16 protein-coding genes are annotated in these 23,139 nt (G+C 68.3%); 13 read left to right on the forward strand and 3 right to left on the reverse strand.

Annotated features, from left to right (window positions below; all coding sequences use genetic code 11):
• Nucleotides 1-38: 38 nt before the first annotated feature.
• Nucleotides 39-404, reverse strand: a complete 366-nt coding sequence (locus tag AB0J95_RS46730) for a hypothetical protein (RefSeq protein WP_364772694.1) — start codon at nt 402-404, stop codon at nt 39-41.
• 1,333 nt (nt 405-1,737) lie between these two features.
• Here AB0J95_RS46730 and AB0J95_RS46735 point away from each other — a divergent pair.
• The 5 genes from AB0J95_RS46735 (at nt 1,738) to AB0J95_RS46755 (ending at nt 9,035) form a co-directional block, all read left to right on the forward strand.
• Complete coding sequence (locus AB0J95_RS46735; protein ID WP_364772696.1) at nt 1,738-4,281, forward strand: hypothetical protein; 2,544 nt, start codon at nt 1,738-1,740, stop codon at nt 4,279-4,281.
• The gene (locus AB0J95_RS46740; RefSeq protein ID WP_364772697.1) at nt 4,278-5,423 is read left to right on the forward strand and encodes a hypothetical protein; all 1,146 of its coding nucleotides are present in this window, start codon (nt 4,278-4,280) and stop codon (nt 5,421-5,423) included. The genes AB0J95_RS46735 and AB0J95_RS46740 overlap by 4 nt, the downstream gene beginning before the upstream one ends.
• A 79-nt stretch (nt 5,424-5,502) precedes the next feature.
• Nucleotides 5,503-6,513, forward strand: a complete 1,011-nt coding sequence (locus tag AB0J95_RS46745; protein ID WP_364772699.1) for a hypothetical protein — start codon at nt 5,503-5,505, stop codon at nt 6,511-6,513.
• Nucleotides 6,510-8,696: a glycohydrolase toxin TNT-related protein gene (locus AB0J95_RS46750; RefSeq protein WP_364772700.1), complete on the forward strand. Its 2,187-nt coding sequence runs from the start codon at nt 6,510-6,512 to the stop codon at nt 8,694-8,696. The genes AB0J95_RS46745 and AB0J95_RS46750 overlap by 4 nt, the downstream gene beginning before the upstream one ends.
• A 129-nt stretch (nt 8,697-8,825) precedes the next feature.
• On the forward strand, nt 8,826-9,035 hold the full coding sequence (locus tag AB0J95_RS46755) for a hypothetical protein (protein ID WP_364772702.1): 210 nt from the start codon (nt 8,826-8,828) through the stop codon (nt 9,033-9,035).
• Nucleotides 9,036-9,080: 45 nt separating this feature from the next.
• On the opposite strand, the gene fusA is transcribed toward AB0J95_RS46755, so the two are convergent.
• Nucleotides 9,081-11,042, reverse strand: coding sequence for an elongation factor G (gene fusA, locus AB0J95_RS46760; RefSeq protein WP_364772703.1), 1,962 nt, complete (start codon nt 11,040-11,042; stop codon nt 9,081-9,083).
• A 481-nt stretch (nt 11,043-11,523) separates the two neighbouring features.
• Between fusA and AB0J95_RS46765 the strand changes: the two genes are divergently transcribed.
• The 4 genes from AB0J95_RS46765 to AB0J95_RS46780 are packed head-to-tail and all read left to right on the forward strand — an operon-like array spanning nt 11,524 to nt 17,369.
• Nucleotides 11,524-12,036 (forward strand): DUF4365 domain-containing protein, encoded by a 513-nt coding sequence (locus AB0J95_RS46765; protein ID WP_364772705.1) that lies wholly within the window; start codon nt 11,524-11,526, stop codon nt 12,034-12,036.
• Nucleotides 12,033-12,995, forward strand: coding sequence for a hypothetical protein (locus AB0J95_RS46770; RefSeq protein ID WP_364772706.1), 963 nt, complete (start codon nt 12,033-12,035; stop codon nt 12,993-12,995). The genes AB0J95_RS46765 and AB0J95_RS46770 overlap by 4 nt, the downstream gene beginning before the upstream one ends.
• A gap of 10 nt (nt 12,996-13,005) precedes the next feature.
• Entirely contained in the window at nt 13,006-13,614 is a 609-nt protein-coding gene (locus tag AB0J95_RS46775; RefSeq protein ID WP_364772707.1) for a hypothetical protein, read from the forward strand.
• Nucleotides 13,611-17,369 carry a zonular occludens toxin domain-containing protein gene (locus AB0J95_RS46780; protein WP_364772708.1) on the forward strand — a complete coding sequence of 1,253 codons (3,759 nt, stop codon included), beginning with the start codon at nt 13,611-13,613 and terminating at the stop codon, nt 17,367-17,369. Before AB0J95_RS46775 ends, AB0J95_RS46780 begins: the two co-directional genes overlap by 4 nt.
• Here the strand turns inward: AB0J95_RS46780 and AB0J95_RS46785 are convergent.
• The gene (locus AB0J95_RS46785; protein ID WP_364772710.1) at nt 17,332-18,357 is read right to left on the reverse strand and encodes a LacI family DNA-binding transcriptional regulator; all 1,026 of its coding nucleotides are present in this window, start codon (nt 18,355-18,357) and stop codon (nt 17,332-17,334) included. The two genes, AB0J95_RS46780 and AB0J95_RS46785, sit on opposite strands and share 38 nt — an antisense overlap.
• A gap of 178 nt (nt 18,358-18,535) precedes the next feature.
• Between AB0J95_RS46785 and AB0J95_RS46790 the strand changes: the two genes are divergently transcribed.
• From AB0J95_RS46790 to AB0J95_RS46805, 4 genes are read left to right on the forward strand one after another with little or no spacing between them, the layout of a single operon-like run.
• Complete coding sequence (locus AB0J95_RS46790; protein WP_364772785.1) at nt 18,536-19,600, forward strand: substrate-binding domain-containing protein; 1,065 nt, start codon at nt 18,536-18,538, stop codon at nt 19,598-19,600.
• Nucleotides 19,600-21,132, forward strand: a complete 1,533-nt coding sequence (locus AB0J95_RS46795; protein ID WP_364772712.1) for a sugar ABC transporter ATP-binding protein — start codon at nt 19,600-19,602, stop codon at nt 21,130-21,132. Before AB0J95_RS46790 ends, AB0J95_RS46795 begins: the two co-directional genes overlap by 1 nt.
• Nucleotides 21,122-22,144 carry an ABC transporter permease gene (locus tag AB0J95_RS46800; RefSeq protein WP_364772713.1) on the forward strand — a complete coding sequence of 341 codons (1,023 nt, stop codon included), beginning with the start codon at nt 21,122-21,124 and terminating at the stop codon, nt 22,142-22,144. The genes AB0J95_RS46795 and AB0J95_RS46800 overlap by 11 nt, the downstream gene beginning before the upstream one ends.
• Nucleotides 22,141-23,118 carry an ABC transporter permease gene (locus AB0J95_RS46805; protein WP_364772714.1) on the forward strand — a complete coding sequence of 326 codons (978 nt, stop codon included), beginning with the start codon at nt 22,141-22,143 and terminating at the stop codon, nt 23,116-23,118. The genes AB0J95_RS46800 and AB0J95_RS46805 overlap by 4 nt, the downstream gene beginning before the upstream one ends.
• The last annotated feature ends 21 nt before the right edge of the window (nt 23,119-23,139 follow it).

The raw sequence follows: 23,139 nt of genomic DNA on the forward strand, positions 1-23,139 counted from the left end.
CGCAAAGACCACGGGTCGTCCGGCGGTGACGGGGGCGATCACCACAACTCGTCGACAAGCACCCACAGCGGTGGCGGATCTACCGGCGGATCCCCGTCCACCTCCGGGGGCGTCCCGGCGATGGCGCCCGGCAAGGGCACCAGCATCGACCCGGACGCCGTCGAGTCGTACGGCGGGCGGTTCGGCGATCGCGGCAACCAGATCCGCAACGGCGTCGGCAACCGGCTGAACATCGGCGCGTCCGCCGACAGCGCCGGCGTGTTCGGCCAGTTCGCGATGGGCAAGGCCGACGAGGCCATCAAGACGGCGAAGGACGGCGCCGAACGCGCGGCGGTGGCCGCGGAGAACACCGGGCAGAAGGTCAAAACCACGGCGCAGGCGATCCGCACCACTGACCAGACCAACGCCACCAATGTGCGTCAGTCGGGGACGGGTCTCGACGCTGCGCGTTCCCAGACTCCTGCGGGTGGTGGTGGTTCGCTCCGGGGTGGGGGTGGTGCTGGGGCTCCTCGTGGGGATGCGCGGTTTAACGCGCCTGCGGGTGGTGATGGTTCGCCTCGGGATGGGGGTGGTGCTGGGGGTCCTCGTGGGGATGCGCGGTTCAATGCGCCTGCGGGTGGTGATGGTTCGCCTCGGGATGGGGGTGGTGCTGGGGGTCCTCGTGGGGATGCGCGCTTCAACGCACCTCCAGGTGGCGACGGCTCGACCCGGCCGGACGCTGCAGGTCGGTCCGACGCTTCGCCTCGGTCTGACGCTTCGCCTCGGCCCGGTGGCGGTCCGCCGACTGGTGGAGGTGGTTCGCCTCGGCCCGTTGGTGGCGGGGATGGTTCGCCGCGGCCCAGCGGTGCTCGGCCTGATGCTTCGCCGCGGGCCGGTGGCAACGCCGATGGTTCACCGCGAACCGGCGGCAACCCTGCGGGTTCGCCCCGGCCGGGTGGCACCCCGCCGACCTCCGGTCAGACTGCGCGCCCCGGTCCTCAGCCTTCGCGTTCACCTGCTCCTGGCCAGTCCGGTTCGCCTGCTGTTGACCACTCAGCCCGGCCTGCTGGTGGTCCGTCGAACTCGGGGCCGCCCGTGCGGCCCGGCCAGGCCGCTCCGGGGCCGCAGGGCGCTGCGCGTCCGGGCACACCTGGTCCAGGTCGGCCGTACGCCGCCGCCCAGTCCGGCCAGCCCGGAGCTCCGGCGCCCCGATCCGGTCCGCCCGCTGGTCCGATGCCGAGGTCGGCGCCGTCTGGGGCGGCTCCGCGGTCCACTCCGCCCGACGGTCCGTACAACGGCCAAGGCCCGCGTCCGAACCAGCCAGGTGGGCAGCGTCCGCCTGGTGGTCCGGTGCCTGGGCGTCCGCAGCAGAACGGGCCGTGGCAGGGTGGGTCGCCGGGTGGGCAGCGGCCGGTTTATGGGCCGCCGCCGGGAAATGCTCCTTATGGGCAGCAGGCTCGGCCGGGTGGGTTCGATTCGCGGCCGAGGGATCAGTACGGCCGGCCGGTGCAGGGGCCGCCGCCCGGGTATGGGCCGCGTCCTGGGGGACCTCCGCCGGGATATGGGCCGCGGCCTGGCGGTCCCCCACCGGGGTATGAGCAGCGGCCTGGCGGTCCTCCGCCGGGGTATGGGCCGCGGCCTGGCGGTCCCCCACCGGGGTATGGCCCGAGTCCTGGGGATCCGCCGCCGCAGCGTGGTCCGGTTCCGGACCAGCAGCAGCCCGGGCCGCAGCAGGGTGGTCGGCCGCCGGTCGCGCTGATGGGTGTCGATACGTCGCAGTATGGGGTCGACACCGTGGAGCACCGCGATGTGCCGGACTGGGACCGCGACGAGAACTCGATCTTCCGCGGCGACTCGCGGCCGCCGGAGGAGATCCGTGCCGATGGCGGGTTCCGTCCGCCGTACACCAGCCGGCCGGACTGGCAGAGCCACCCGGAACGGCAGGTCGCGGACATCGCCCAGCACACGGGCGGCGGCACCAACGCCTTCGTCTCGACCTCCACCGACCGTGCGGTGGCCGAGGACTTCGCGGTCGGCCGGTACACCTACGTGATCAACGCGCCGGGCGGCATCTACACCGACCCGACGCTGCAGCAGAAGACCGGCAAGGAAAGCCACGGCGAGCGGGAGGTGCTGTTCCCCGGCGGGATCGACTGGAGGTACGTCCAGGGTTGGCACAAGATGCAGTACGACCCGGGCATCCACGACTACGTCGCGGGCGAGTTCGTGCCCAACCCGGACTACATCGGCGACAAAGTCGGCCCCAACAGCACCCCGCAACCCGATCAGCGACCCGCGCAGCCGACCGGACCACCCAACCAGCAGGCCGCCGCGCCCACCCGGCCGGATCAGGCTGGACCGCCAGCTGATCAGTACGGCAGCCCCACGGCCGACCCGATCCAGCAGCGCACCGAACCGCGGCACCAGGCGGATCCGCCGGCCCAGCGCCAAGATTTCGCCAGCCGCCTGAACCCACAAACGGATGGGCAGCCCGCGGCAGCGCCCGGCGAGCGGCATCAGCACGATCGGGCGGGTCGGCCTGGTCAGCAGGCGGGCGGTGTGGGTGAGCAGGGGCGGCATGCGGCTGAGCCTGGCGAGCGGCATCAGCAGGTGGCGGGCCGGCAGGACCGCTCACACTGGCCCAGTCAGCAAGCTGATCAACGCTCGCAGCCTGGGCAACCCGCCCGGAATGCGGATGGGTTGGGGCAGCGGCATGACCAGCCGGGTCAGGCCGTCGATCAGCATGAACGGCCCGGCCCGTCCCCGAACGGCGCTGAGCACGACGCGGGTCGGCACCAGAACACCGATCAGCAAGCACAGCACGACGATCAGCAAGCCCAGCACAACGATCGGCAAGCCCGGCACGACGATCAGCAGGGTCAGCACGGCGCGCCGGAAGCTCAGCGTGCTGGTCGGCCGGATGGCTACGGTCCCTCCACTCAGGACGCTTCACGCACCTCCGACCACAGTGGACAGACGTCGCTCATCGCTCAGCGCCTGAGCGGTGAGCCGCCGCCCGGTCTTGGTGACCGGATGGGCCGGTTGGCGGACCCGCGGCTAGATGCGCTGCGGCCGTATCTGCGGTCCACTGAGGGTGGGATGTCCGCGTTCGCTCCGCCGCGCAGTGAGAGTGGGCAGTGGGCACATCGGAATGAGATGTACACGGCGCGGCAGGTGCCCAGGATTCCCGGGCAGTTCGTGGTCGACATGCATGGTTCGCCGGATGGGATGCGGATCGGTGAGACCCGGCTGTCCGAAAAGGATGTTGCCGACCTCATTCGTGCCAATCCTGACTGGGATGGCGGGCCGGTCACGTTGTTCGGGTGCAAGACCGGGGACGGGTTCGCCGCGCGGGTGTCGCAGGAGCTCGGGGTGCCGGTCACCGCGCCGAACAGCGATGCGTGGGTCGACCACAACGGCAACGTGTTCGCGTCGAGCCAGGAGTTCAACCCCGACCGGAGCAAACCCGCCAAACCCTCCTGGCCGCCCAACGGCGTCTGGACCACCCACACCCCCCATGGTGAACCGACCGTCCACTCAGGACCGTTCCCGCCCGGTCACACCCCCGACTGGGGCAACGGCACCCCATCGCGCCCCGCGGGCACGGCCGCCCACCGAGGCGACGAAACAGGGCCCGGCGATGCCCCGGCGAGCCGCGATGACGGAGTGACGCCGGACCACTGGGACTCGGACGACCCGGCCGACGTCATGCAGCAGATGGTCGACGAGAAACTGACTGCCACCTGGGCGAATTTCCAGTACCAGGAACGGGAGTTCCAGGACTGGTGTGAGTCGCCGGTCGACCGTCCGCTTCCGGAGATCCGCCCGGAGACCAGGATCAACTGCTGGGAGATGACGATGTACGCCGCCGTCGTCTCGGGTCAGCTCAGTCACGCGGACTGTCATCGAATTTACCAAGTCGCCGACACCGAGGACGGCAGGGGCGAATGGTTCGATGCACTGCCGGACCGGTTGGCGCCAGAACGTGCCGGATACGATCCGGGCGGGCCATCGCCGGAACGGGGCCAGCTCGTGTTCTGGAACGGTGCCAGCCATGTGGCGATGGCCACTGGGAGAATGGTGAATGTCGATCCGAATGATCCGGAGTCGCCGCTCTCGCCGGAGGTCTACACTTTCTGGCCACCTCCCGACAAGGAGTTCACCAGAACACCGGAAGGGCTTGCCACCCAGGACAAGGTGAAGACCTCCACCATCCAAGGACTGGTCGCTGCCATGGCCAGGATGAAGATAAGCCCGGTGGATGTGACGGTCGGCACGCCGGTGTGGGCAGGTGAACCGTGACAAGGGAAGACGCGATTGTCGAGCTCGTCGGCTTCGTCGCTTGGGGGCCGGAGGGCGGGCTTTCCGAGGCGCAGGAGCCCGCGTGGCTGCCGACGAGCACTGACACCTACATGCAACCTCCGACGTACGCGGCGTCGAAACTCCGTGTTCTGCCGGATGGTTCCCCGCAATTGACCTTGCGGAACTCCGCTGGGGCGCGTGTGGTCCGGCTCGGTTCCCCGCCGGTGCAGGTGGCTGGCGAGTTCGTGCGTGATGCGGTGATGACTCCGGACGGGAACGTCGTACTTCTCGACCAACTCGATATTTACCGGTTTGACATTCGATGTGTGACCGCGGATGGCACTGTTCTGTGGGGGCACGCGCATGTGAGAAAGCCGAGTGACCACGGTGGAGTGCGGTACGACTCCAGGTTGCTGATCGATTCGCTGGGGCGCGTGTTCGTGGCCATCAGTGGTTCTCTGATCCAGGTCGATGAGTCGGCGAGTACCGTTGTCGCCCACTATCCGGGTGGCCATGCCGTGATGTGCCCGGATGGCCGGATCGGCTACGCGCGGGCTCAGGCGAACCAAACCGGCTATTGGGTGGTTCGCGACATCGGCACCGCTGAGGAGACGGCGACCGAGGTCGCTCTGGGGGAACGCGATCTTCGAGATGTGGTCGGTGCCGACGCGGCAGGGCGGGTTTACTGGCGAGGTCAGCAGGCAATTGCCCGGATGGTGCCGGGCGGCGGTTTCGACTGGCTGGTCGATATTGGTGGGATCACTGTGTCCGAACGATACGGTGTGAGCATCCTTACCTACGAACAAGATCGTGGCGTGGCACGTTTTGACAACGGTGATCGTGTGCCGGTCGCGGACGGGGGGATGGGGCGGCTGGTCGGGCGTGGTGATGATGGTGAATATGTTCTGCATCGGCTGGTCTGGACCGGCAGGTACAAGAAACCGGACGCGCGGCTCACCTATGTCGACCGGGATGGGCGGGTGCTCAGGACCGAGGCTGCGCCGGATGAGATGTGGCTGACGATGGATATTGCCCAGCCGCCGGATTTCTCGTCGGTTACGGCGGATGGTGCGGTTCTTGTTGCTGTGAGCAGTGAGTTGGGTGTGCACGTGGTGCGGGTGGCTCCGGGTGGGGCGTCGTGAGCGGACCGGAGTTGTGCCGCACGACTGTCGCGACTGAGGCGATGACGTCATCGCGAGCTGGGCAAGGAGGGAACTGACTGTGGCGGCGTGGAACAACCAGCCGGGGCTCAAGGCCGCGGGGGTCGCCGAGATGCGGGCGAACCGGGCGGCCGGGGCGTTGGTGCGGCGCCGGGACAGTCCCATCCAGGCCGGTGCGGATGGCGGTTTCCAGGGCGGTTTTCACGTGTGTCTCACTGTCCGGCGGCTGGCTCAGGAACGGAACGTTGCCATCGGCGAGTTGCTGGCTGATGGTGGGACTGCGGTGCGATGGCTGGATCAAACCGAGCGGTTGTGGGGGATTCCGCAGGGCGTCGGGGCGCTGCTGGATCGGTGCTTCGAGCGGGTTCCGGCCGGAGAGGCCGCCGAGTTCGCGGTCGCGGCTGTGGAGGCGATTCCCGTTGGCGCCGATCTGGACCAAGTCGCGACGCGGTGGATGCTGGACCTGTTGGCCGACAACGAACAAGGGGTACTGCGGCACCTGGAGAACGGCGCCGCCGCGGACCGAGTCGTTGAGCTGTACCGACGGAAACTGGCCGGTGAAAGCGTTCCAGTGAGCGAGTGGCAGGCTGCAGCGCAGGGCGCCCACGCGGCAAGTGCTCAGGCCAACGCGATTCAGCAAGCCGGCGTGGCCGCAACTGGCTTCGCCGCAGCGTTCGCGGCCGCAGCCGCCTACGCTCCCGACATGCTGCCGTCGGAAGTACGCATCGCCGCCTGGCGTGCCGCGGTGACGTTGGCCGATGAAGCCGCCGCGAATGCCTACCAGGCAAGGTATCTGGAATCCGAGGCGCTTGCCCAGGCCGCCGAGTACGCAGTCAACACGGTGGAAGCTGTTGCTGATGCGGCTTTCCGTGCCGTACTGGCGCCCATTCGTGAAGCGGCTCAACGAGGGCGCGCGGCAGGGCCGGCGGCCAGCCAGGCCGATGCCGCGGCAGCCGCCCAGGCGCAGCAGGCCGCAGCGGCGAGCAGAGCCACTTGCGTTGAGTACCAACGATGGCAGGCGCGCCGATTGGTACAGCACCTCGCGCAGGCGCCCATCGGGAGGGGACAATGATCGTTGGGATTGACGGCGACGTCGCGGCTGTAGTGACGGCCGATGCGGTGGGGTTCGAGTCGGTGGTCACCCTGCGGGTCGAACGGGCAGACGGGTCCGAAGTGGACGACGCCGATGTGGTGACCGGGCATGTGGCGACTGGTGTGCGGTTGGTGCGTGAGGAGACCGTGCCGGTCGCCGGGTGGATTCCTTGGGTGCCGACGGATCCGGCCCCCGATGGGGACCCGAACTCCGCCTCGGTGGATGTGCTTGCGGGACTGGGGAATGCGCTGGCTCAGGCTGCTCCGGCCGGGTGGAGCGGGATGACGGTTGAGTGCGAGGCGTTGGTGTCGCGCATGGTTGTCACCGTGACGGTCAGTATGGCCGACGGGACAACGCTTTCCTGGGCACCGCCCGCGATGGTCAGTCAGTGGCTGTACCGGTTGCGGATGCGGGACTACCACCCGGGGCGGGGTGTGTGGTTCCGGGCCAGGTTCGAGCTCTCGCCCGGCATGCCGTTGGTCCGGGACGTGGACGCCTTGACGCCACCGAGTTCTGTCACGCCAGAGTTGGCGGCCGCCGAGCTGCAGTTGTTGCCGCGCAACGCGGACGCCATCCCAAGGTGGCTGCTGGACGCGGCTGTCCGTGCCCCGCGGGAGGATGAGCCGGATGGCCAGCTGGAGATGGTCCGGTTGTTCGACGGGCCTGGGGTCGTCTACCGGCCGGTGCTCAGCGAAGACGAACGCGAGGCGGTGCTGGAGTACCTGACGGCCGCGCCCTTGGTGTTGTCCTCCCGTGGGTTGACCGAGGACGTGCTGGCCGGCAACGAGGAACCCGTTGTGCCGATGGGGTTCCACACCGACGGCCGATTCGTCTGGCCCAGCTCCGCCGCGTACTACCTGAGCGTGCACGGGGTTCCGCCTGCGCTGCCGTTGGTCTCGCGGATCCGTGCGAAGCAACACCGGCCGACCGTGAACGTCCCGGCGATCGTGATGGACCGGGCCGCGGCGCTCGCGATGGGCCGTCCGTGGGACGAGTCCGAAGTGGACATCAAGGCCAACGAGGCCTTCCGGGTGGTCGAGTCGGTGATCATCGACAAGCGGATCAGCCCCCGGTACTACAGCGTGCTGGCCGAACGGGAAGGCGCCTGGAACCTGGTCCGGGACGGCGACCGCTACCGCGTGCAATGGTCGCAGGACCAGCGCAGTGCCATCGTGTTCGACGACGTTCGACAGGCGTCCGCATACCTGGCGGGGCAGTTGACCGCGAACGCCGCCGAACTGGAGTACGAGCTGGGCGAGGAGATCCCGGCCTGGCAGTCCCCGTTGGTCGTGCTGTCCGATGACCCGCCGGTGGAGGCGTTCGCGAGCGTCAGCACGATGATGATCGAGGACCTCGAGGTGGACCGGTACGGCGAGCCGGACGGCAACCTCGTGTACGCGGCGGGAACCCCGTTCGAGCAGCGCGGCCTGCCCGCCGAGTTCGCCCAGCGCCCGTACCACCGCTACCGGATCACCGGCGGCCAGTGGCGTGTGGTGGCCGTGGTGTCCGCGAACGGTGGCCACGGTTATGTCCTGCCGAGCGCGATCAACGAGTACCTGCGGTCTGGCCATATCGAGGAAATCGCCCAGCCGGCTGCGGATCACCCTGGTCTACCGCCGATTACCGATGGCATGCGGGCCGCCGCGGCGCGCAACCCTGGTGGCTGGGTGTATTGCGCGGATCCCGACGTCGATCCCCGCTACATCGAGGGCATGCCGCTACCGGTGATGCTGGGTGGGTACAAGGTCGGCCCGGACGGCCAGTTCACCGGCGAGACCTACCTCAACGAGGAGTACCGGCCCAGCCCGCGCCGCCGCGGTTATCCCGAGCCGCAGACCGACTTCGAGCTGGTGCTCGGGTTCGTCGCGGCCGGTTGGCTGCCGCAGGACCGGGTCCTGCCCGCGGCGCTGAACTCCCCCTTCCTGCTGGAGACCGACGGCAACAACGGCCTGCGGGTCGGCGTCGACAACAACGGACGCCGGTTCCTGACCGTCTACTCGTCGCCCAGGTTCGTGCCCCAGAACGCCGAATCGGTGATGCAGACCCAAGGCCGCGAGCTGGCCCCGGCCCTCGCCGGGGTCACGCTGATCGTCAACCCCGGCGGCGGCTTCGGCATCGAACTCCCCGGCGACGACCTCGTCCGCGCAGCTCAGCCCTCGTGAGTGGTTCGGTCGCCAGAACGACCGAAACCACTCACGAGTAGGGAATTCCTGGTTGCGCGTGGGGCACCATTGATTCCACATCGGGCGACCATGTGGGAGGTGCGGGCAGTGCGGATTCTTCGTGCAGTGGTGAGGGTTTTCACGACTGTCGGCTGGACGCTGAGCCCGTCGGCCCACCCGGTGGAGCCCGCCGGGCTCGTGCCGCCGCCATCGGTGCCACCGCCCCCGCCGACCCCGCCGGAGCGGGTGCCCTGCCCGCCAGGGATTGACCCGCTGACGATCCCGTTGACGGATCGTGAGCGTGCGGCCTTCGAACAACTGGTCGGTCTGGACCTGTGAACCGGGATGACCCCGCCCTTTGCGAGCGGGGCCATCCCTTGCGGTTCACCGTGGGGCGTAACCGTTTGGCTGCGCGGTGAACGTGCCGCGGCCATGTGTACGGCTGCGCAGCCGGTCCGAATAGCCGAACAGTTCGGCCAACGGCACAGTTGCGGTGACCGTCACCGTGCTGCCGCGGGTGACCGACGCCGTGACGCGGCCACGGCGCATGGCCAGGTCGCCGAGCACACCGCCGACCGCGTCCTCAGGGACCGTGACGGCCACTTCGGACACTGGCTCCAGCAGAGCCATCACGCTGGCGCGTAAGGCTTCTCGGAGACCGAGCTTGCCCGCGGTGCGGAAGGCCAGCTCCGAGGAGTCCTTCGGGTGGGTCGCGCCGTCGGTGAGGACGACCCGCACACCCGTCACCGGGTGACCGCCGAGCGGGCCCTCGGACAGCGCATCGCGGCAACCCGCTTCCACAGCACGGATGTACTCGCGCGGCACTCGTCCGCCGACCACGGCCGACTCGAACTCGAAGTCCTTGCCGTCCAACGGCTCGACGTCGAGAACCACGTGCGCGAACTGGCCCGCGCCGCCGTCCTGCTTGACGTGCCGGTAAACCACCCCGGACACGCCTTGTGCGACGGTCTCCCGGTAGGCCACTTTCGGCCTGCCGACCGCGATCTCGAGGCCGCGGCTGCGCCGGATCTTCTCCACCGCGACCTCCAGGTGCAACTCGCCCATGCCCGACAACAGGGTCTGCCCCGTTTGCGAGTCGGTCCGCAGCCGCAGCGACGGATCCTCTTCGACCAGCTGTGCCAACGCCATCGCCACGCGTTCGCTGTCGACGGTCCGGCGCGCCTCGACCGCCACGGACACCACCGGTTCGGCGATCGGCGCCGGTTCCAGCAGCACTGGATCCGTTGGCGCGCACAGGCTGGCGCCGACCCGAGCGGCCTTCGGGCCGACCAGGGCGACGATGTCACCGGCCGTGGCCTGGTCGAGTTCGGTGTGCCGGTCCGCCCGCACCCGCAGGATGCGGGCGACCCGTTCGGTCCGACCAGCGCCGACATCGAGCACCACCGCTCCCTTCTCCAGTGTTCCCGAGTACACACGCACGAACGTCAGCCGACCTGTGGCCGTAGCGACGACCTTGAACACCAGAGAGGCGAACGCCGCCGGATTTTCCTGTGGCGATGGCAAATACGCCACAACAGCGTCCAGCAACGGCTCGATCCCACGGTTGCGGCGGGCCGAACCACACAGCACAACCAGACCTTCGCCACTCTGTGTCAGGTCGCGCAGCGCGGCCGCCAGCATCTCGGCCGACACCGTCGACTTTGCACAGAACTCCTCCAGTGTGGCCGGATGTCGCTCCGCCACTGCCTCTTCCAGCAGCCGCCGGCGCCGGTTGGCTTCCGGCACCAGGGCTTCCGGGATCGGCTCGTCGGACAGCGTGTCGCCTGCCCAGATGAGGGCACGCATTCGCAGCAGGTCGACCACACCGGTGAACTCGTCCTCCTGGCCGATCGGCAGGTGCACGACGAGCGGCAACGGGTGCAGCCGCTTGCGGATCGACGCCACCGCGGCGTCGAGGTCGGCGCCCGCGCGGTCCATCTTGTTGATGAACGCGATCCGCGGCACGCCATGCCGATCCGCCTGCCGCCACACCGATTCGCTCTGCGGTTCGACGCCCGCGACGGCGTCGAACACCGCTACCGCGCCGTCGAGCACCCGCAGTGAACGCTCGACCTCGTCGGCGAAGTCGACGTGCCCTGGGGTGTCGATCAGGTTGATCCGGTTGCCGTTCCAGGCACACGTCACCGCCGCGGCGAAGATGGTGATGCCGCGGTCGCGTTCCTGGGAGTCGAAGTCGGTGACTGTCGTGCCGTCGTGAACCTCGCCGCGTTTGTGGGTCGTCCCGGTCGCATAGAGGATCCGTTCGGTGAGGGTGGTCTTGCCCGCGTCGACATGGGCGAGGATGCCCAGGTTGCGGACGTCGGCGAGGGTTTGCAAAGTACGCACGGCAGATGGCCCTTTCGGGGTGGTCCCAACATGTCGGCGCGATTGACGGCACGAACCGGGGCAACGGGAAAGCCGTTGCTCAGAACAGGTTCGTCACCGGGACCAGTGGCGGCCGCGCAGCCGGCACCGGGCCGCCGCGGAGATCAGGAGCACCTCGGAGCGCGACCGGAGGACGGCGTCGTGACTGCGCACGGCCGGCCTCCCTCACTCGTCGCGGGCGCTGCGGGCATCCGGGCAGCGCGGAACCGTGAGCACTGTAGCGACTCCCGAGTGGACAGTGAAGCGAATTACCGGCCGGTCGTGCCGCGCACCCCGGCCGCGGATGCCGGAACTGTCGGTCAGTTTCATTCGGTACCGCTTGTTCGGCAATTGTTGAACAACCCAAGATCTATTTCCGGAAACGGATCCCGGTGGTTGACCGATGAGTAAGGTGCCGGTGGCGGGTAATGACGCGTTCGGGAATTGACCGGAGGGTGCTTCCGTGCTCGACGTGCGTAATCATCAGGGCAAGTTCGGTGCCGACTACATCAGGGTGCTGGCGTCCGCCGCCGGGCTGGTCTGGTCCGAGGACGATGTCGATCTCGATGGCGTGGATCTGTGCATCAAGCAGCCCGGACGCACGCCGGCCGGGTTCTCGCCGCGGATCGAGGTCCAGGTCAAAACGGTGTCGGCGCTCGAGGTGCGAAAAGGGCTGGTCAACTTCGATGGCCTCGATCTTGTCCAGTTCGGCAAACTGGCCGGCGACGAATTCATTGTGCCGCGATATCTGTTCGTCGTGCATGTTCCGCGCGAGATCACGCAGTTCGCGGATTTGAGCACGTCAGGGCTGTTGCTGCGGCACATCGGCTACTACATTTCGCTGCGCGATCGTGCTCCGGTTCCCGATCCGGACCGCGCGAGACACATCCGGGTCAAGATCCCGGTGAGCAACGTTCTGACGGTGGCGAGCCTGTGCGCCCTGGTGACCGGGGATGCCATCGCCGTGGCCTCATGACCGGGACGCCACGGGTGGAGGACGTGCTCGACTACCTGCGCGCCCACGGCTGGGCGATGACCGGCCGCTGGCGCAGCGCCTCCGTGTGGAGCCTGCGTGAATTCGACGTGCTCGTACCGCCGAGCGACACCATGGCGGACACGGCGGGACGTCTGCGTGAACTGGTGCGATGCGTCGCGGACGCCGAGGGGCGGACACCCCGTGCGGTCGGCCGGGACATCGCGTTGCCAGCGGTCGACGTCGTCTCCTATCGCGCGCACGACTTCGCCGAAACGGTAACGCTGCCAACGGGAATCCGGTCATTGCGGGCGGCGCGGGACCTCGTCGCCGTCTGTGCGCGTGAAGAGGCGGCAGTGGACTCGGCGGCTGCGTTGCTCGACAGGACCCTGCTCTCGTTGAGCGAAGAGGTGTTCGGCGTCGACATCTCCCTGCCATACGAGGATTTGGGCCGCCGCACCGCCTTGCGGGTGCTGCACAGTTCGACAGCGGCGCTCGATGGCGCGTTCGAAGGCGTGTCCACCGAGGTGTGCGTCGCCCTCGCCGACCTGGCCGGACCGGATCGGATGTCCTCGTTCGAGCTTGGTTTTCGCTGGTCCCGCCGGGCTCCGCGGGCCGGCGAAGTGGTGACGTTCCCGCGTGGCGCGGGTGAACGCATCCGCGCGGCGACCAAGCGAGCCGTGCAGGTCGATGGCGTCGGCGCGGTCGAAGGGCCGGTGCAGCGGCTGGCCGACGACGAGAACGGCGAACGGTGGCGCATCGGCGTCCGTGGCGTGCTTCAGATCGACGGCGTCGCGGCCGGGAAGCGGCGGCTGGTGCCGGTGTGGTTGCGAAGTGCCTCGGACTACGCCGCAGCGCTCGAGGCGCACAAGACGGGTCGCGTCGTGCGGGCTCAAGGACCTGTGCAGGGGCGTGGAATCGCCGCTGCGGACAACGGTTTCACAGTGACTGATGGAACATGAGGGGACGGCTATGTCCGACGAACGGCTGACCTTGACCGAGCGTTGTGTTCTGCTCGTGCTGATGGCCGAGGCGCGGGAGATGACCAACGCGGAGCTGCACGCGGTCGCCGGTCTCACGCTGGACGGCAAGTACCGCAACCATCTCAACGGTCTTGGCCTGGTCGACAGCACGAAGGTCGGCCGGGCGTTCGTGCATGAGCTCACCGACAAGGGCACGCTGTGGTGCGCCAAGGAGCTGCTGGGGGAGCGTCCGGCGCGGTCCGGGCCCGCCGGTGGAGCGCTTTATGCCGTGCTGCACGGGTTGCAGCGCCATCTCGATGAGAACGGGCAGCCGCTTGGGGTTGTGTTCCGTGCGGACGTGAAAGGCCAGGTGGAGGCGGCTTACGCGGAGATCACCGGCGGCAGCGGCGAGTCGGTGCGGCTCGCCGACCTGCGCGACCGGCTGAACGGCGTGCCGAAGAGCGAGGTCGACCGGGCGCTGGAGCTGCTGGCCCGCCGGCCGGATGTGCACGTCCGGTCCGAGGCCGACCAGAAGACGTTGACGGAGCTGGACATCCAGGCCGCCGTCGTTCTCGGTGGCACCGCACGGCATCGGCTGATGATCGAGGTGCCGCAGTGAACGAGGAGCAACACCTCGCGCTCGCGTCGATCCAGTTCAGCAGCGTGCTCAGCCACGACGAGATCTGGTCGCCGCTGACCAACCACGTCGACGGCCTGCACACCCGCGTGATGGACGAGATCATGCGGTCGGTGTTCGCCGCCAAACGCCGTCCGCGCAGCACCCCGATCGGCCTGGTCCTGCGTGGCGAGCGCGGGGTCGGCAAGACACACATGCTCGGCTGGCTGCGGCAGCACGTGCAACAACACGGCGGCTCGTTCTTCATGCCCAAACTGATCGACGGCAAGTCGTTCTGGGCGGGCGCCGTGCACGGGATCGTCAACCAGCTGCTCGGCTCGGACGGTGGACAGCTGGGCCGGATGCTCGAGTCGCTGACCGAGCTGACCGGGTGCGGGCCCGAGCTGAGCCTGCGGGTGCGCGGCACGATGCAGATCGGGCGCGCGCAGCTGGACGACTTCATCTCGCGGCTCGAGGACTATGACCCGCAAGTGGCGTTGGAGTGCCAGGACACTTTGCGCGCCCTGGTTCTGTACCAGAGCAAGGGAAAACTGCGGGAGGCCGGGCGAAGTTACCTGACGCTGGCCGAGGGCGACCCGGAGTGGGGTTTCCGGGACCGCGGCCGGGACGCGCAACTGCTGTTCAGCGACCTGTCGCGGCTGTTCGCGCTCACTGGTCCCGTGGTCATGGCCGTTGACCAGATCGACACCGTGCTCGCCGAATCCGCGCAGGAAGGCGAGGACCTGCTCGCCGCGCGCCTCGCCGACGGCCTGATGCGGATGCGGGAGGAGACCATCCGCACGATCGTGGTGGTCGCGTGCATCCCCACATCATGGGAACTGGTGGCGAACCGGTCGGCCAACTCGGCGGCCGACCGGTTCACCGTGCTCGACCTGTCCACCGCGATGCCGAGCGCGCGGATCGCCGCCGCGATCGTCGAACGCCACCTCGGCGGTCTCTACGGCGAGATCGGCTTCCGGCCGCCGTACCCAACCTGGCCCATCCTGCCGGTGGCGTTCGACGACCCCGACGTCGCCAACTACACCCCTCGATATCTGCTGCAGCGTGTGTCGGAGCATGTCCGGTCGTGCCTGGCGGTCAACGCTGTGTCGGAACTCGGCTCTTTCGGGGCTGTTGTTTCGGTGGCTGCCGCGGCCGCGCCGGTTTTGGGCGACCTGACCGCGCTGGACGAGCGGTTCGCGCGGCTGCGGGCGGAAGCGGACGTGGTCACGCCGCTGGATCCGGGGCACGAGGACGGCCGGATGTCGTCGCTGCTGAACGCGGGGTTGAAGTGCTACGTCCTGGAACAAGGCAATGCTGGCGCGCAGCTGACGGTCGACCCCGCGTCGGTCATCAAGCCCGCGCTGCATGCGCGCCTGCGCCGCACCATCGACGAGGCGCGCGAGGACGAGGAACACTGGAGCTTCCGCGCCATCGCCCACCACAACGCTCGCGCGGTTCAGGCTCGGTTGCGGCCTGCGAGCCTTGAGTCCGGGCTGCGTCGCGGTGCTCACAAGCGGCATCTGGTGGTGTTGCGCAACACGGCTTTTCCGAGTGGGCCGAAGACTGAGCAGATGGTCTCGGAGTTTGAGGCCGCTTCCGGGGTGGCGCTGCCGGTGTCGGCTGACGATCTGCGTACTTTCTCGGCTTTGCAGGAGATGCAGCGGAACGCTCCGCCGGAGTTTCTCAGCTGGCTCGCCGAGCGCCGGCCCGCTGGCCGGTCTCAGCTGCTGAGTCAGGTGTTGGGGGCCATCCCTTCGGAACTGGACCGTCCAGTACTTGGGGCTCGGGTACTGGACGGTCCAGTTTCTGCGGGTGGGGCGGCGGAACTAGACCGTCCAGTACCTGGGGTGGCGCCGGTGGCTGGTGGTCCTGCGTCGGGGTCCTCAGAGTCGACGCCGGTACTGGACGGTCCAGTTCCGGCGGTGGATGTCACGCAGGAGTCGAGGCCCGTGCTGGGCGGGTCGAAGCCAATGGCGGGCCGGGTACTAGACAGTCCAGTTCCTCTGGGTCGGGTACTGGACGGTTCAATTCCGATGGAGGGTCCGGTACTGGACAGTTCGGTTCCGGCGGATGGCTCACTGGAGACGACGCCGGTGGTGAGTGGGTCGGTGCCAGCGGCGGATCGGGTACTGGACGGTCCAGTTCCGGTAGAGGGTCGGGTACTGGACAGTCCAGTTCTGGCGGGTGATGCGCCGGAGTCCACGCCGGTGGTGAGGGGGTCGGCGTCGACGGCGGATCGGGTACTGGACGGTTCGGTACCCCCGAGACCCACGGAACTGGACGGTCCAGTACCGCCGGTGGCCCCAGGGCCGGGCGGCCGCGCCTCCGGCGGCCGAGTACTGGACGGTCCAGTTCCCGCTGGTGAGGCGCCGGAACTAGACGGGCTGGTACCCCGAGCGTCTGGCTCGACCCCGGTACTGGACGGTCCAGTTCCACCGGCGTCGGAACTGGACCGTCCAGTACCGGCGGGTGCCCGGGAACCGAGCGGTTCCGTTCCGGCGGCCGAGCTTGCGAAGGGGCAACCGGCGGCGGACGACAGCGCGGTCTTCCTGGGACGCAACGTCGAGAACGGCAAGGAGTTCCGGGTGCCGCTCCTGTTGCTGCGCAAGCACACCGTGGTGTTCGCCGGGAGCGGGTCGGGTAAGACCGTGTTGCTGCGGCGGTTGGTGGAGGACGCCGCCATCCACGGCGTCTCGTCCATCCTGATCGACAGCAACAACGACCTCGCGCGGCTCGGCGACCGATGGCCGACCCCACCGGGCACCTGGACCGAAGGCGACCCAGAACGAGCCGAGCGCTACCACGCTGGCACTGATGTCGTGATCTGGACGCCCCGCCGGGAATCCGGCCGCCCGATCGCGCTGAACCCGTTGCCGGACTTCAGCGGCGTCCTCGACGACCCCGACGAGTTCCGCACGGCGGTGGACGCCTCGGTCGCGGGCCTGGTGCGCCGGGCGGGCCTGACGGCGCGGAAAGTCGCCACGGGCAAGGCAGTCCTGACCCAGGCGCTGACTTACTTCGCCAGGAAGAGCGGCAGCGAGCTGACCGAGTTCGTTGAGCTGCTCGGCGATCTGCCCGACGGGGTGAGCACGATCAAGGACGCGCGGCGCCTCGCTGAGGGCATGGCCGAGGAGCTGAAGGCGGCGATGATCAACGACCCGATCTTCGGTGGTGCGGGTGAACGCCTCGATCCCGGCGTCCTGCTCACGCCCGCCAGGGACAAACGCGCCCGCATCTCGGTGATCAGCTGCATTGGGCTGCCGACCGATGAGCAGCGCCAGACCTTCGTCAACCAGTTGCAATTGGCGCTTTTCGCGTGGGTCAAACGAAATCCCGCGGGTGACCGGCCGCTCGGGGGTCTGCTGGTGCTCGATGAGGCGCAGACGTTCGTGCCGTCGAGGGGCACGACCGCTTCGACGGAGAGCACGCTCAAACTCGCGACGCAGGCACGGAAGTACGGGCTGGGCCTGGTTTACGCGACGCAGGCGCCCAAAGCGTTGCACAACCTCGTCACGGGCAACGCGGCGACGCAGTTCTTCGGGCTGCTCAACGCTTCGGTCCAGATCCAGGCGGCCATGGAGCTCGCGCGGTCCAAGGGTGGGAGGGTCGACGACATCGCGAGGCTGCCCGCGGGGCGCTTCTACGGCGCGACCGAGGGTATGCGCATGGGCAAGATCGAGGTCCCGATGTGCTTGAGCCACCACCCTTCGAGCGCGCTCACCGAGGAGGAGGTGTTGCAGCGGGCCCGCCGGTGACCGTGCTTTCCCGGATCTCCAGGGTGAACGGGATCTGGATGTCCTTGGGGTCACCGGTTTCGCCGTTGGCGCGGTCGTGGATCAGCGACACGGCCGCGCGAGCGAGGGCGGTCTTGTCCGGCGCGATCGTGGTCAGGGACGGGAGGCTGTAGGCGCTGTGTTCGGTGTTGTCGAAGCCGACGATCGCGATGTCTTGGGGCACACGGTATCCGCGTTCGGCCGCGGCGCGGACGGCGCCGAGGGCGAGCATGTCGTTGAAGCAGAACACCGCGTCCGGCTTGTCCTCTAACGTCAGCAGGTGCGCCATGCCTTCGGCGCCGTCCTTGTGGTGATACCTGTGGGCAGGCGCGATCAGTGCGGGCGGTTGCGGAAGTCCGGCGGCTTCGAGGGCCTGACGGTAACCAGCCAGACGTTGCGTTGCCGTGCCACGGCTGGGGTTCTGGCCGATGACGGCGATCCGGCGACGGCCGGTGTCGATCAGGTGCTGCACGGCCGTCCGGGCGGCGAGGACGTTGTCGATGCCGACGTGGTCGATCGGCACGTCCAAGGCGTGCTCACCGAGCAGGACCATCGGCAGCGCGGAGGCGTGCTGGGTGAAGTCCTCCTTGCGCAACGCCTCCGGGCTGATGATCGCGCCGTCGACCATGTGCGGGCCGAGTGACGCCAGCGTGGCCCGTTCCGGCTCGCGCAGACCCTGGGTCTGCTCGATCAGCACGCTCCAGTCGTGCTCGTGGGCCGCGGTGAGCACGCCGCCGGCCAGCTCGCCGAAGTACGGGATGCTCAGCTCGGGCACCATCAGCGCGATGAACCCGGTCCGGCCGCGGCGCAGGTTGCGGGCGCCCACGTTCGGCTTGTAGCCGGTCGCGGCCAGTGCCTCGCGCACCCGCCGCGCGTTCTCCGGCTTGACGAAGGTGTAGCCGTTCACCACGTTCGACACGGTCTTCACCGAGACCCCGGCGAGCATGGCGACATCCTTGAGAGTTGCCACTCCGACCAACCTTCCTGCCACGACGACAGTCGAACAGTAGCAAGTGGACCATATTTACAACGTTGTACCAACGATGTAGCGTGCGTGCCGTGACCGGCCGAACGGTGCCGGTCACGCAGAGTTCCCGACCGCGCTCAACGAGGAGCCAGCCGTGCCGCCAACCGGTTTCCGTTACTCGATTCCCTCACGTCGGTTAGTTCCCGCCGCGTTGTGCGTGGTGTTGGCGTTGGCCGGCTGCACGAAGTCCGAGGACAGCGCCACGCCGCCGCCCGCGCAGTCCAGCGGAGGCGCCCAGGCCACCCAGGCACCCGCCGCCAACGGCCCCACCTGCACGTTGGCGCAGTACGGCGGCAGCCAGATCGACCTGAAGAGCGCCGTGGTCGGCTTCTCCCAGTCGGAGAAGGAGGCCAACCCGTTCCGGATCGCCGAGACCCAGTCCATCAAGGACGAGGCCGCCAAGGCCGGTGTCAAGCAGCTGCTGACGACCAACGCGAACTCGCAGCTCAGCAAGCAGATCTCGGACATCCAGGACATGATCAACCAGGGTGCTCAGGTGCTCATCGTCGCGCCCCTGAACTCCGACGGCCTCGAGCCCGCGCTGTCGGCCGCCCGGGCCAAGAACATCCCGGTGCTGACCATCGACCGCAAGGTCACTTCCACGCCCTGCAAGGACTACGTGGCCTTCCTCGGCTCGAACTTCGTGGAGCAGGGCAAACGCGCCGCCAAGGAGATGGCCAAGGCCCTGGGCAACAAGGGAAAGGTCGCGATCCTGCTCGGCGCGTCCGGCAACAACGTGACCACCGACCGGACCAGCGGGTTCGTCGATGAGCTGAAGGCGAGCGCGCCGGACATCCAGGTCGTCGCCCAGCAGACCGGTGAGTTCGCCCGGGACAAGGGCCAGCAGGTGATGGAGCAGATCATCCAGGCGCAGCCGGACATCAACGGGGTGTACGCGGAGAACGACGAGATGGCGCTGGGTGCGTTGGTGGCGTTGAACAGCGCAGGCAAGAAGCCCGGGACGGACATCCAGGTCGTCTCGATCGACGGCACCCGCAACGCCGTGCAGAAGGTGACCGACGGCCAGATGTTCGCGGTGGTCGAGTCCAACCCGCGGTTCGGCCCGCTGGCGTTCGAGACCCTGCGCACGTTCCTGGCCGGCCAGCCGGTCCAGCAGAACGTCGTGATCAGCGACAAGCTGTACGGCAAGGACAACGCGACCGCCGAGCTGGCGAACGCATACTGATGGCGGGGGAAGCGGTCCTGGACGCCCGCGCGGTCGGCAAACGGTTCCCCGGTGTCACCGCACTGTCCGAAGTGGACCTGACCTTGCGCGCGGGCGAGGTGCACGCGCTGGTCGGTGAGAACGGCGCGGGCAAGTCGACCCTGATCAAGGTGCTGACCGGGGTGTACACACCGGACGAGGGTTCGCTGTGGTACCAAGGGGATGCCGTCCGCTTCGCCCGTCCGCTCGATGCGCAGGCGGTCGGCATCAGCACGGTGTACCAGGAGATCAACCTGGTACCGCTGATGTCGGTGGCCAGCAACCTGTTCCTCGGCCGGGAGCCGAAGTCCCGCTTCGGGATGATGGACACCCGGGCGATGAACAGCGCCGCCAGGGAACTCCTGCGCTCCTACGGCGTGGAGGTCGACGTGACCCGGCCGCTGCGCACGTTGGGCGCAGGAGTTCGGCAGATGGTCGCCGTGGCCAGGGCGGCGGCGTTCGACGCGCGGGTGATGATCCTCGACGAGCCCACCTCATCGCTCGAACCGCGCGAGGTGGACACCTTGTTCTCGATCGTCTCCCGGCTGCGGGAGGACGGTGTCGCCGTTCTGTACGTCAGCCACCGGCTGGACGAGCTGTACCGGATCTGCGACACCGTCACGGTTCTGCGAGATGGCCGTCGTGTCCACACCGGACCGATGGCCGAGCTGTCCCGGCTCGAGCTGGTGGCGATGATGCTGGGCCGCAACCTCGAACAGATCCGCCGCGAGGGCGCGACCAAGTTCTCGGGCGTCGAGGCCGACACCGAGTCGGCGCCCGTGCTCGCGGCGGTCGGCCTGACCAGCAAACATCATCTGCGGGACGTGGACGTCACGGTCCGGCCGGGCGAGATCGTCGGTCTGGGTGGACTGCTGGGCGCTGGGCGGAGTGAGACCGTCCGGGCGATCGCCGGTGCGCTGCCGGTGGAGTCCGGAACGGTCACTGTGGACAGTCGTTCCGTGCGGACCGGTTCGGTCGCGGCCGCCATGCGAGCGGGCGTGGTTTTGTTGCCGGAGGACCGAAAGGCCGACGGGATCCTGCCGGACCTGTCGGTGCGGGAGAACATCGTGCTGGCCGCCTTGCCACGGTTGTCGGCCGCCGGCTTGGTGTCCCGGCGTCGGCAGGATGCCATTGTGGACGTTTTCATGCGCCGGTTGCGGATCAAGGCCGCGAGCCCGGACCAGCGCGTGGGAGAGTTGTCCGGTGGCAACCAGCAGAAGGTTTTGCTGGCCCGGTTGCTGTGCAGCGAACCGAAGGTGCTGCTGCTGGACGAACCAACGCGGGGCATCGACGTCGGCGCGAAGGCCGAGGTCCAGTCGCTGATCGAGGAGCTCGCCGCCGAAGGCCTCGGTGTCGTGCTGATCTCGTCGGAGTTCGAGGAGGTCGTCGAGGGCTCGGACACCATCGTGGTGCTGCGCGAAGGCCGTGTCGTCAAAGAACTCCACGGCGCCGACGTCACCGAGTCCGAGCTCATCGCCGCCCTGGCCGACCCGGGAGCGACCGATGACGAGTGACCAGAAGACCCCAGAACTGCGCCCGCCGGGCTGGAAAGCACCGAACATGAGCCGTGACGAGCAGGATCCCCCGACGAAGCGCCGCAATGCCCGGCTGCTGCAGGACTACGGGGTCTACGGCGCCCTTCTCCTGCTCGTCGTCTACAACCTCATCTTCACCGAGAACTTCGCGAGCCTGACCAACATCAACACTCAGCTCGTCCAGGTCACCCCGACCCTGATCGCCGCTCTGGGCATGGCTTTGGTCATCGGCACCGAAGGCGTCGACCTTTCGGTGGGTTCGGTGATGGCCCTCGCGGCCGCGCTGCTCCCGCTCTACCTCGGCTACGGTCTCGTTCCCGGCCTGCTCATCGCACTACTCGGCGGGGCGTTGTGCGGCCTGTTCAGCGGTACTTTGGTCGCGGTAGCGGGAATTCAGCCCATCGTTGCGACACTGGCGTTGCTGGTCGGTGGGCGAGGGCTCGCGTTGGTGTTCGCGGACGGGCAGCTCAAGGACATCCACAACAAGACGTTGCTGGAGATGGGGTCGGGCAAGGTGCTCGGCATCCCGATCGTGGTGCTCATCGCACTCGTCCTGACGCTGGTTGTCGGATTCCTGGTCAGGCAAACGACATTCGGGCGTCAGCTGGTCGCAGTCGGTGGTAACAGGTCCGCGAGTGCGTTGGCGGGGTTGCCGGTGCGGCGCGTGCTGATGGTGACGTACGTGATCAGCGGCATGCTGGCCGCGATCGCGGGCATCGTCGCAACCGCACGATTGACGGCCTCGGACCCGAGTTCCATCGGGCAGCTGGCGGAGCTGGCCGCGATCACGGCCGTAGTCGTTGGTGGCACGCCATTGTCCGGTGGACGCGTGCGGGTCCTGGGCACGGTCGCGGGCGCCCTGCTGATGCAGCTGATCTCGGCCACGCTGATCAAGAACAACCTGCCCACATCGGCTGCTTTGCTGGTCCAGGCCGCGATCATCATCGTCGCCGTGTTCCTGCCCCGGTTGCGCCAGGGAGGTGCCGCATGACCGCGATCCAGGAGACCCGCCGCGAATGGCTGGCCGGGGTCGTCCAACGCCGCGGCTCGGTGGTCGTGCTGGCGCTGGTCGTCGTGATCTCGTCGGTCGCGTTCGACTCGTTCGCCACAGTGGACAATGCGCGTAACATCGCGATGCAGGCGTCCTTCCTGTCGATTGTCGCGCTGGGCATGACTTTCGTGATCCTGTCCGGCGGTATCGACCTGTCGGTCGGATCGGTGTACGCGCTCGGCGGAGTCCTCGCCGCGCTGGGCGTCCAAAGTGGAAGCGTTGTCGGCTTGCTGCTGCCATTGGTGGTGTGCGGTGGAATCGGGCTGCTGAACGGGGTCCTGGTGGCGTATGGGCGGCTGGCGCCGTTCATCGTCACCCTGGCGACTCTGCTCGGCGCCCGCGGTCTGCTGCTCGCGATCACGAACGAAGGCGCCACCACCCGGGTGATGCCACGTGACGCCGTCCTCACCAAGATCGGCCAGGGAACCGTGCTGGGCATCGGATATCCGGTGTTCATCGCGGTCGTGCTGTTCGTCATCGGCGTGATCGTGTTGCAACGCACCAAGTTCGGTCATTCCGTGCTGGCCATCGGTGGCAGCGGGGAGGCGGCCAAGCTGATGGGCCTGCCAGTGGCCCGGCGCACGGTGTGGCTGTACACCGGAAGTGGCCTGCTGGCCGGGCTCGCGGGTGCGCTGGCCGCCGCGTACTACGCGTCCGGCGTGACCATTGTGGGCGTTGGGCTCGAGCTCGATGCCATTGCCGCCGTCGTGATCGGCGGAACCCTGCTCACCGGTGGCGCTGGGACCGTCGGTGGCACAGCGGCGGGGGTGCTGCTGCTGTGCGTGATCCAGAACGTCATCAACCAGATCGGCACGTTGTCCTCGTACTACCAGTCGGTGGTCAGCGGAGCTTTCCTGGCCATCGTCGTCGCGATACAGGCGTACCTGAGCCGGGCCCACCTCGGGCGCGGCTGACACTCTCGCTTCCGGAGGTCG

Origin of the sequence: Actinocrispum sp. NPDC049592 (genome assembly GCF_040675465.1) — a bacterium.
Taxonomy (GTDB): Bacteria; Actinomycetota; Actinomycetes; order Mycobacteriales; family Pseudonocardiaceae; genus Kibdelosporangium.

Bases quoted from the DNA above. Each gene is read 5' to 3' on its own strand.
- AB0J95_RS46735 (WP_364772696.1), top strand. From the start codon at position 1,738: ATGGGTGTCGATACGTCGCAGTATGGGGTCGACACCGTGGAGCACCGC.
- AB0J95_RS46805 (WP_364772714.1), top strand. From the start codon at position 22,141: ATGACCGCGATCCAGGAGACCCGCCGCGAATGGCTGGCCGGGGTCGTC.
- AB0J95_RS46775 (WP_364772707.1), top strand. From the start codon at position 13,006: ATGTCCGACGAACGGCTGACCTTGACCGAGCGTTGTGTTCTGCTCGTG.
- AB0J95_RS46750 (WP_364772700.1), top strand. From the start codon at position 6,510: ATGATCGTTGGGATTGACGGCGACGTCGCGGCTGTAGTGACGGCCGAT.
- AB0J95_RS46795 (WP_364772712.1), top strand. From the start codon at position 19,600: ATGGCGGGGGAAGCGGTCCTGGACGCCCGCGCGGTCGGCAAACGGTTC.
- AB0J95_RS46800 (WP_364772713.1), top strand. From the start codon at position 21,122: ATGACGAGTGACCAGAAGACCCCAGAACTGCGCCCGCCGGGCTGGAAA.
- AB0J95_RS46770 (WP_364772706.1), top strand. From the start codon at position 12,033: ATGACCGGGACGCCACGGGTGGAGGACGTGCTCGACTACCTGCGCGCC.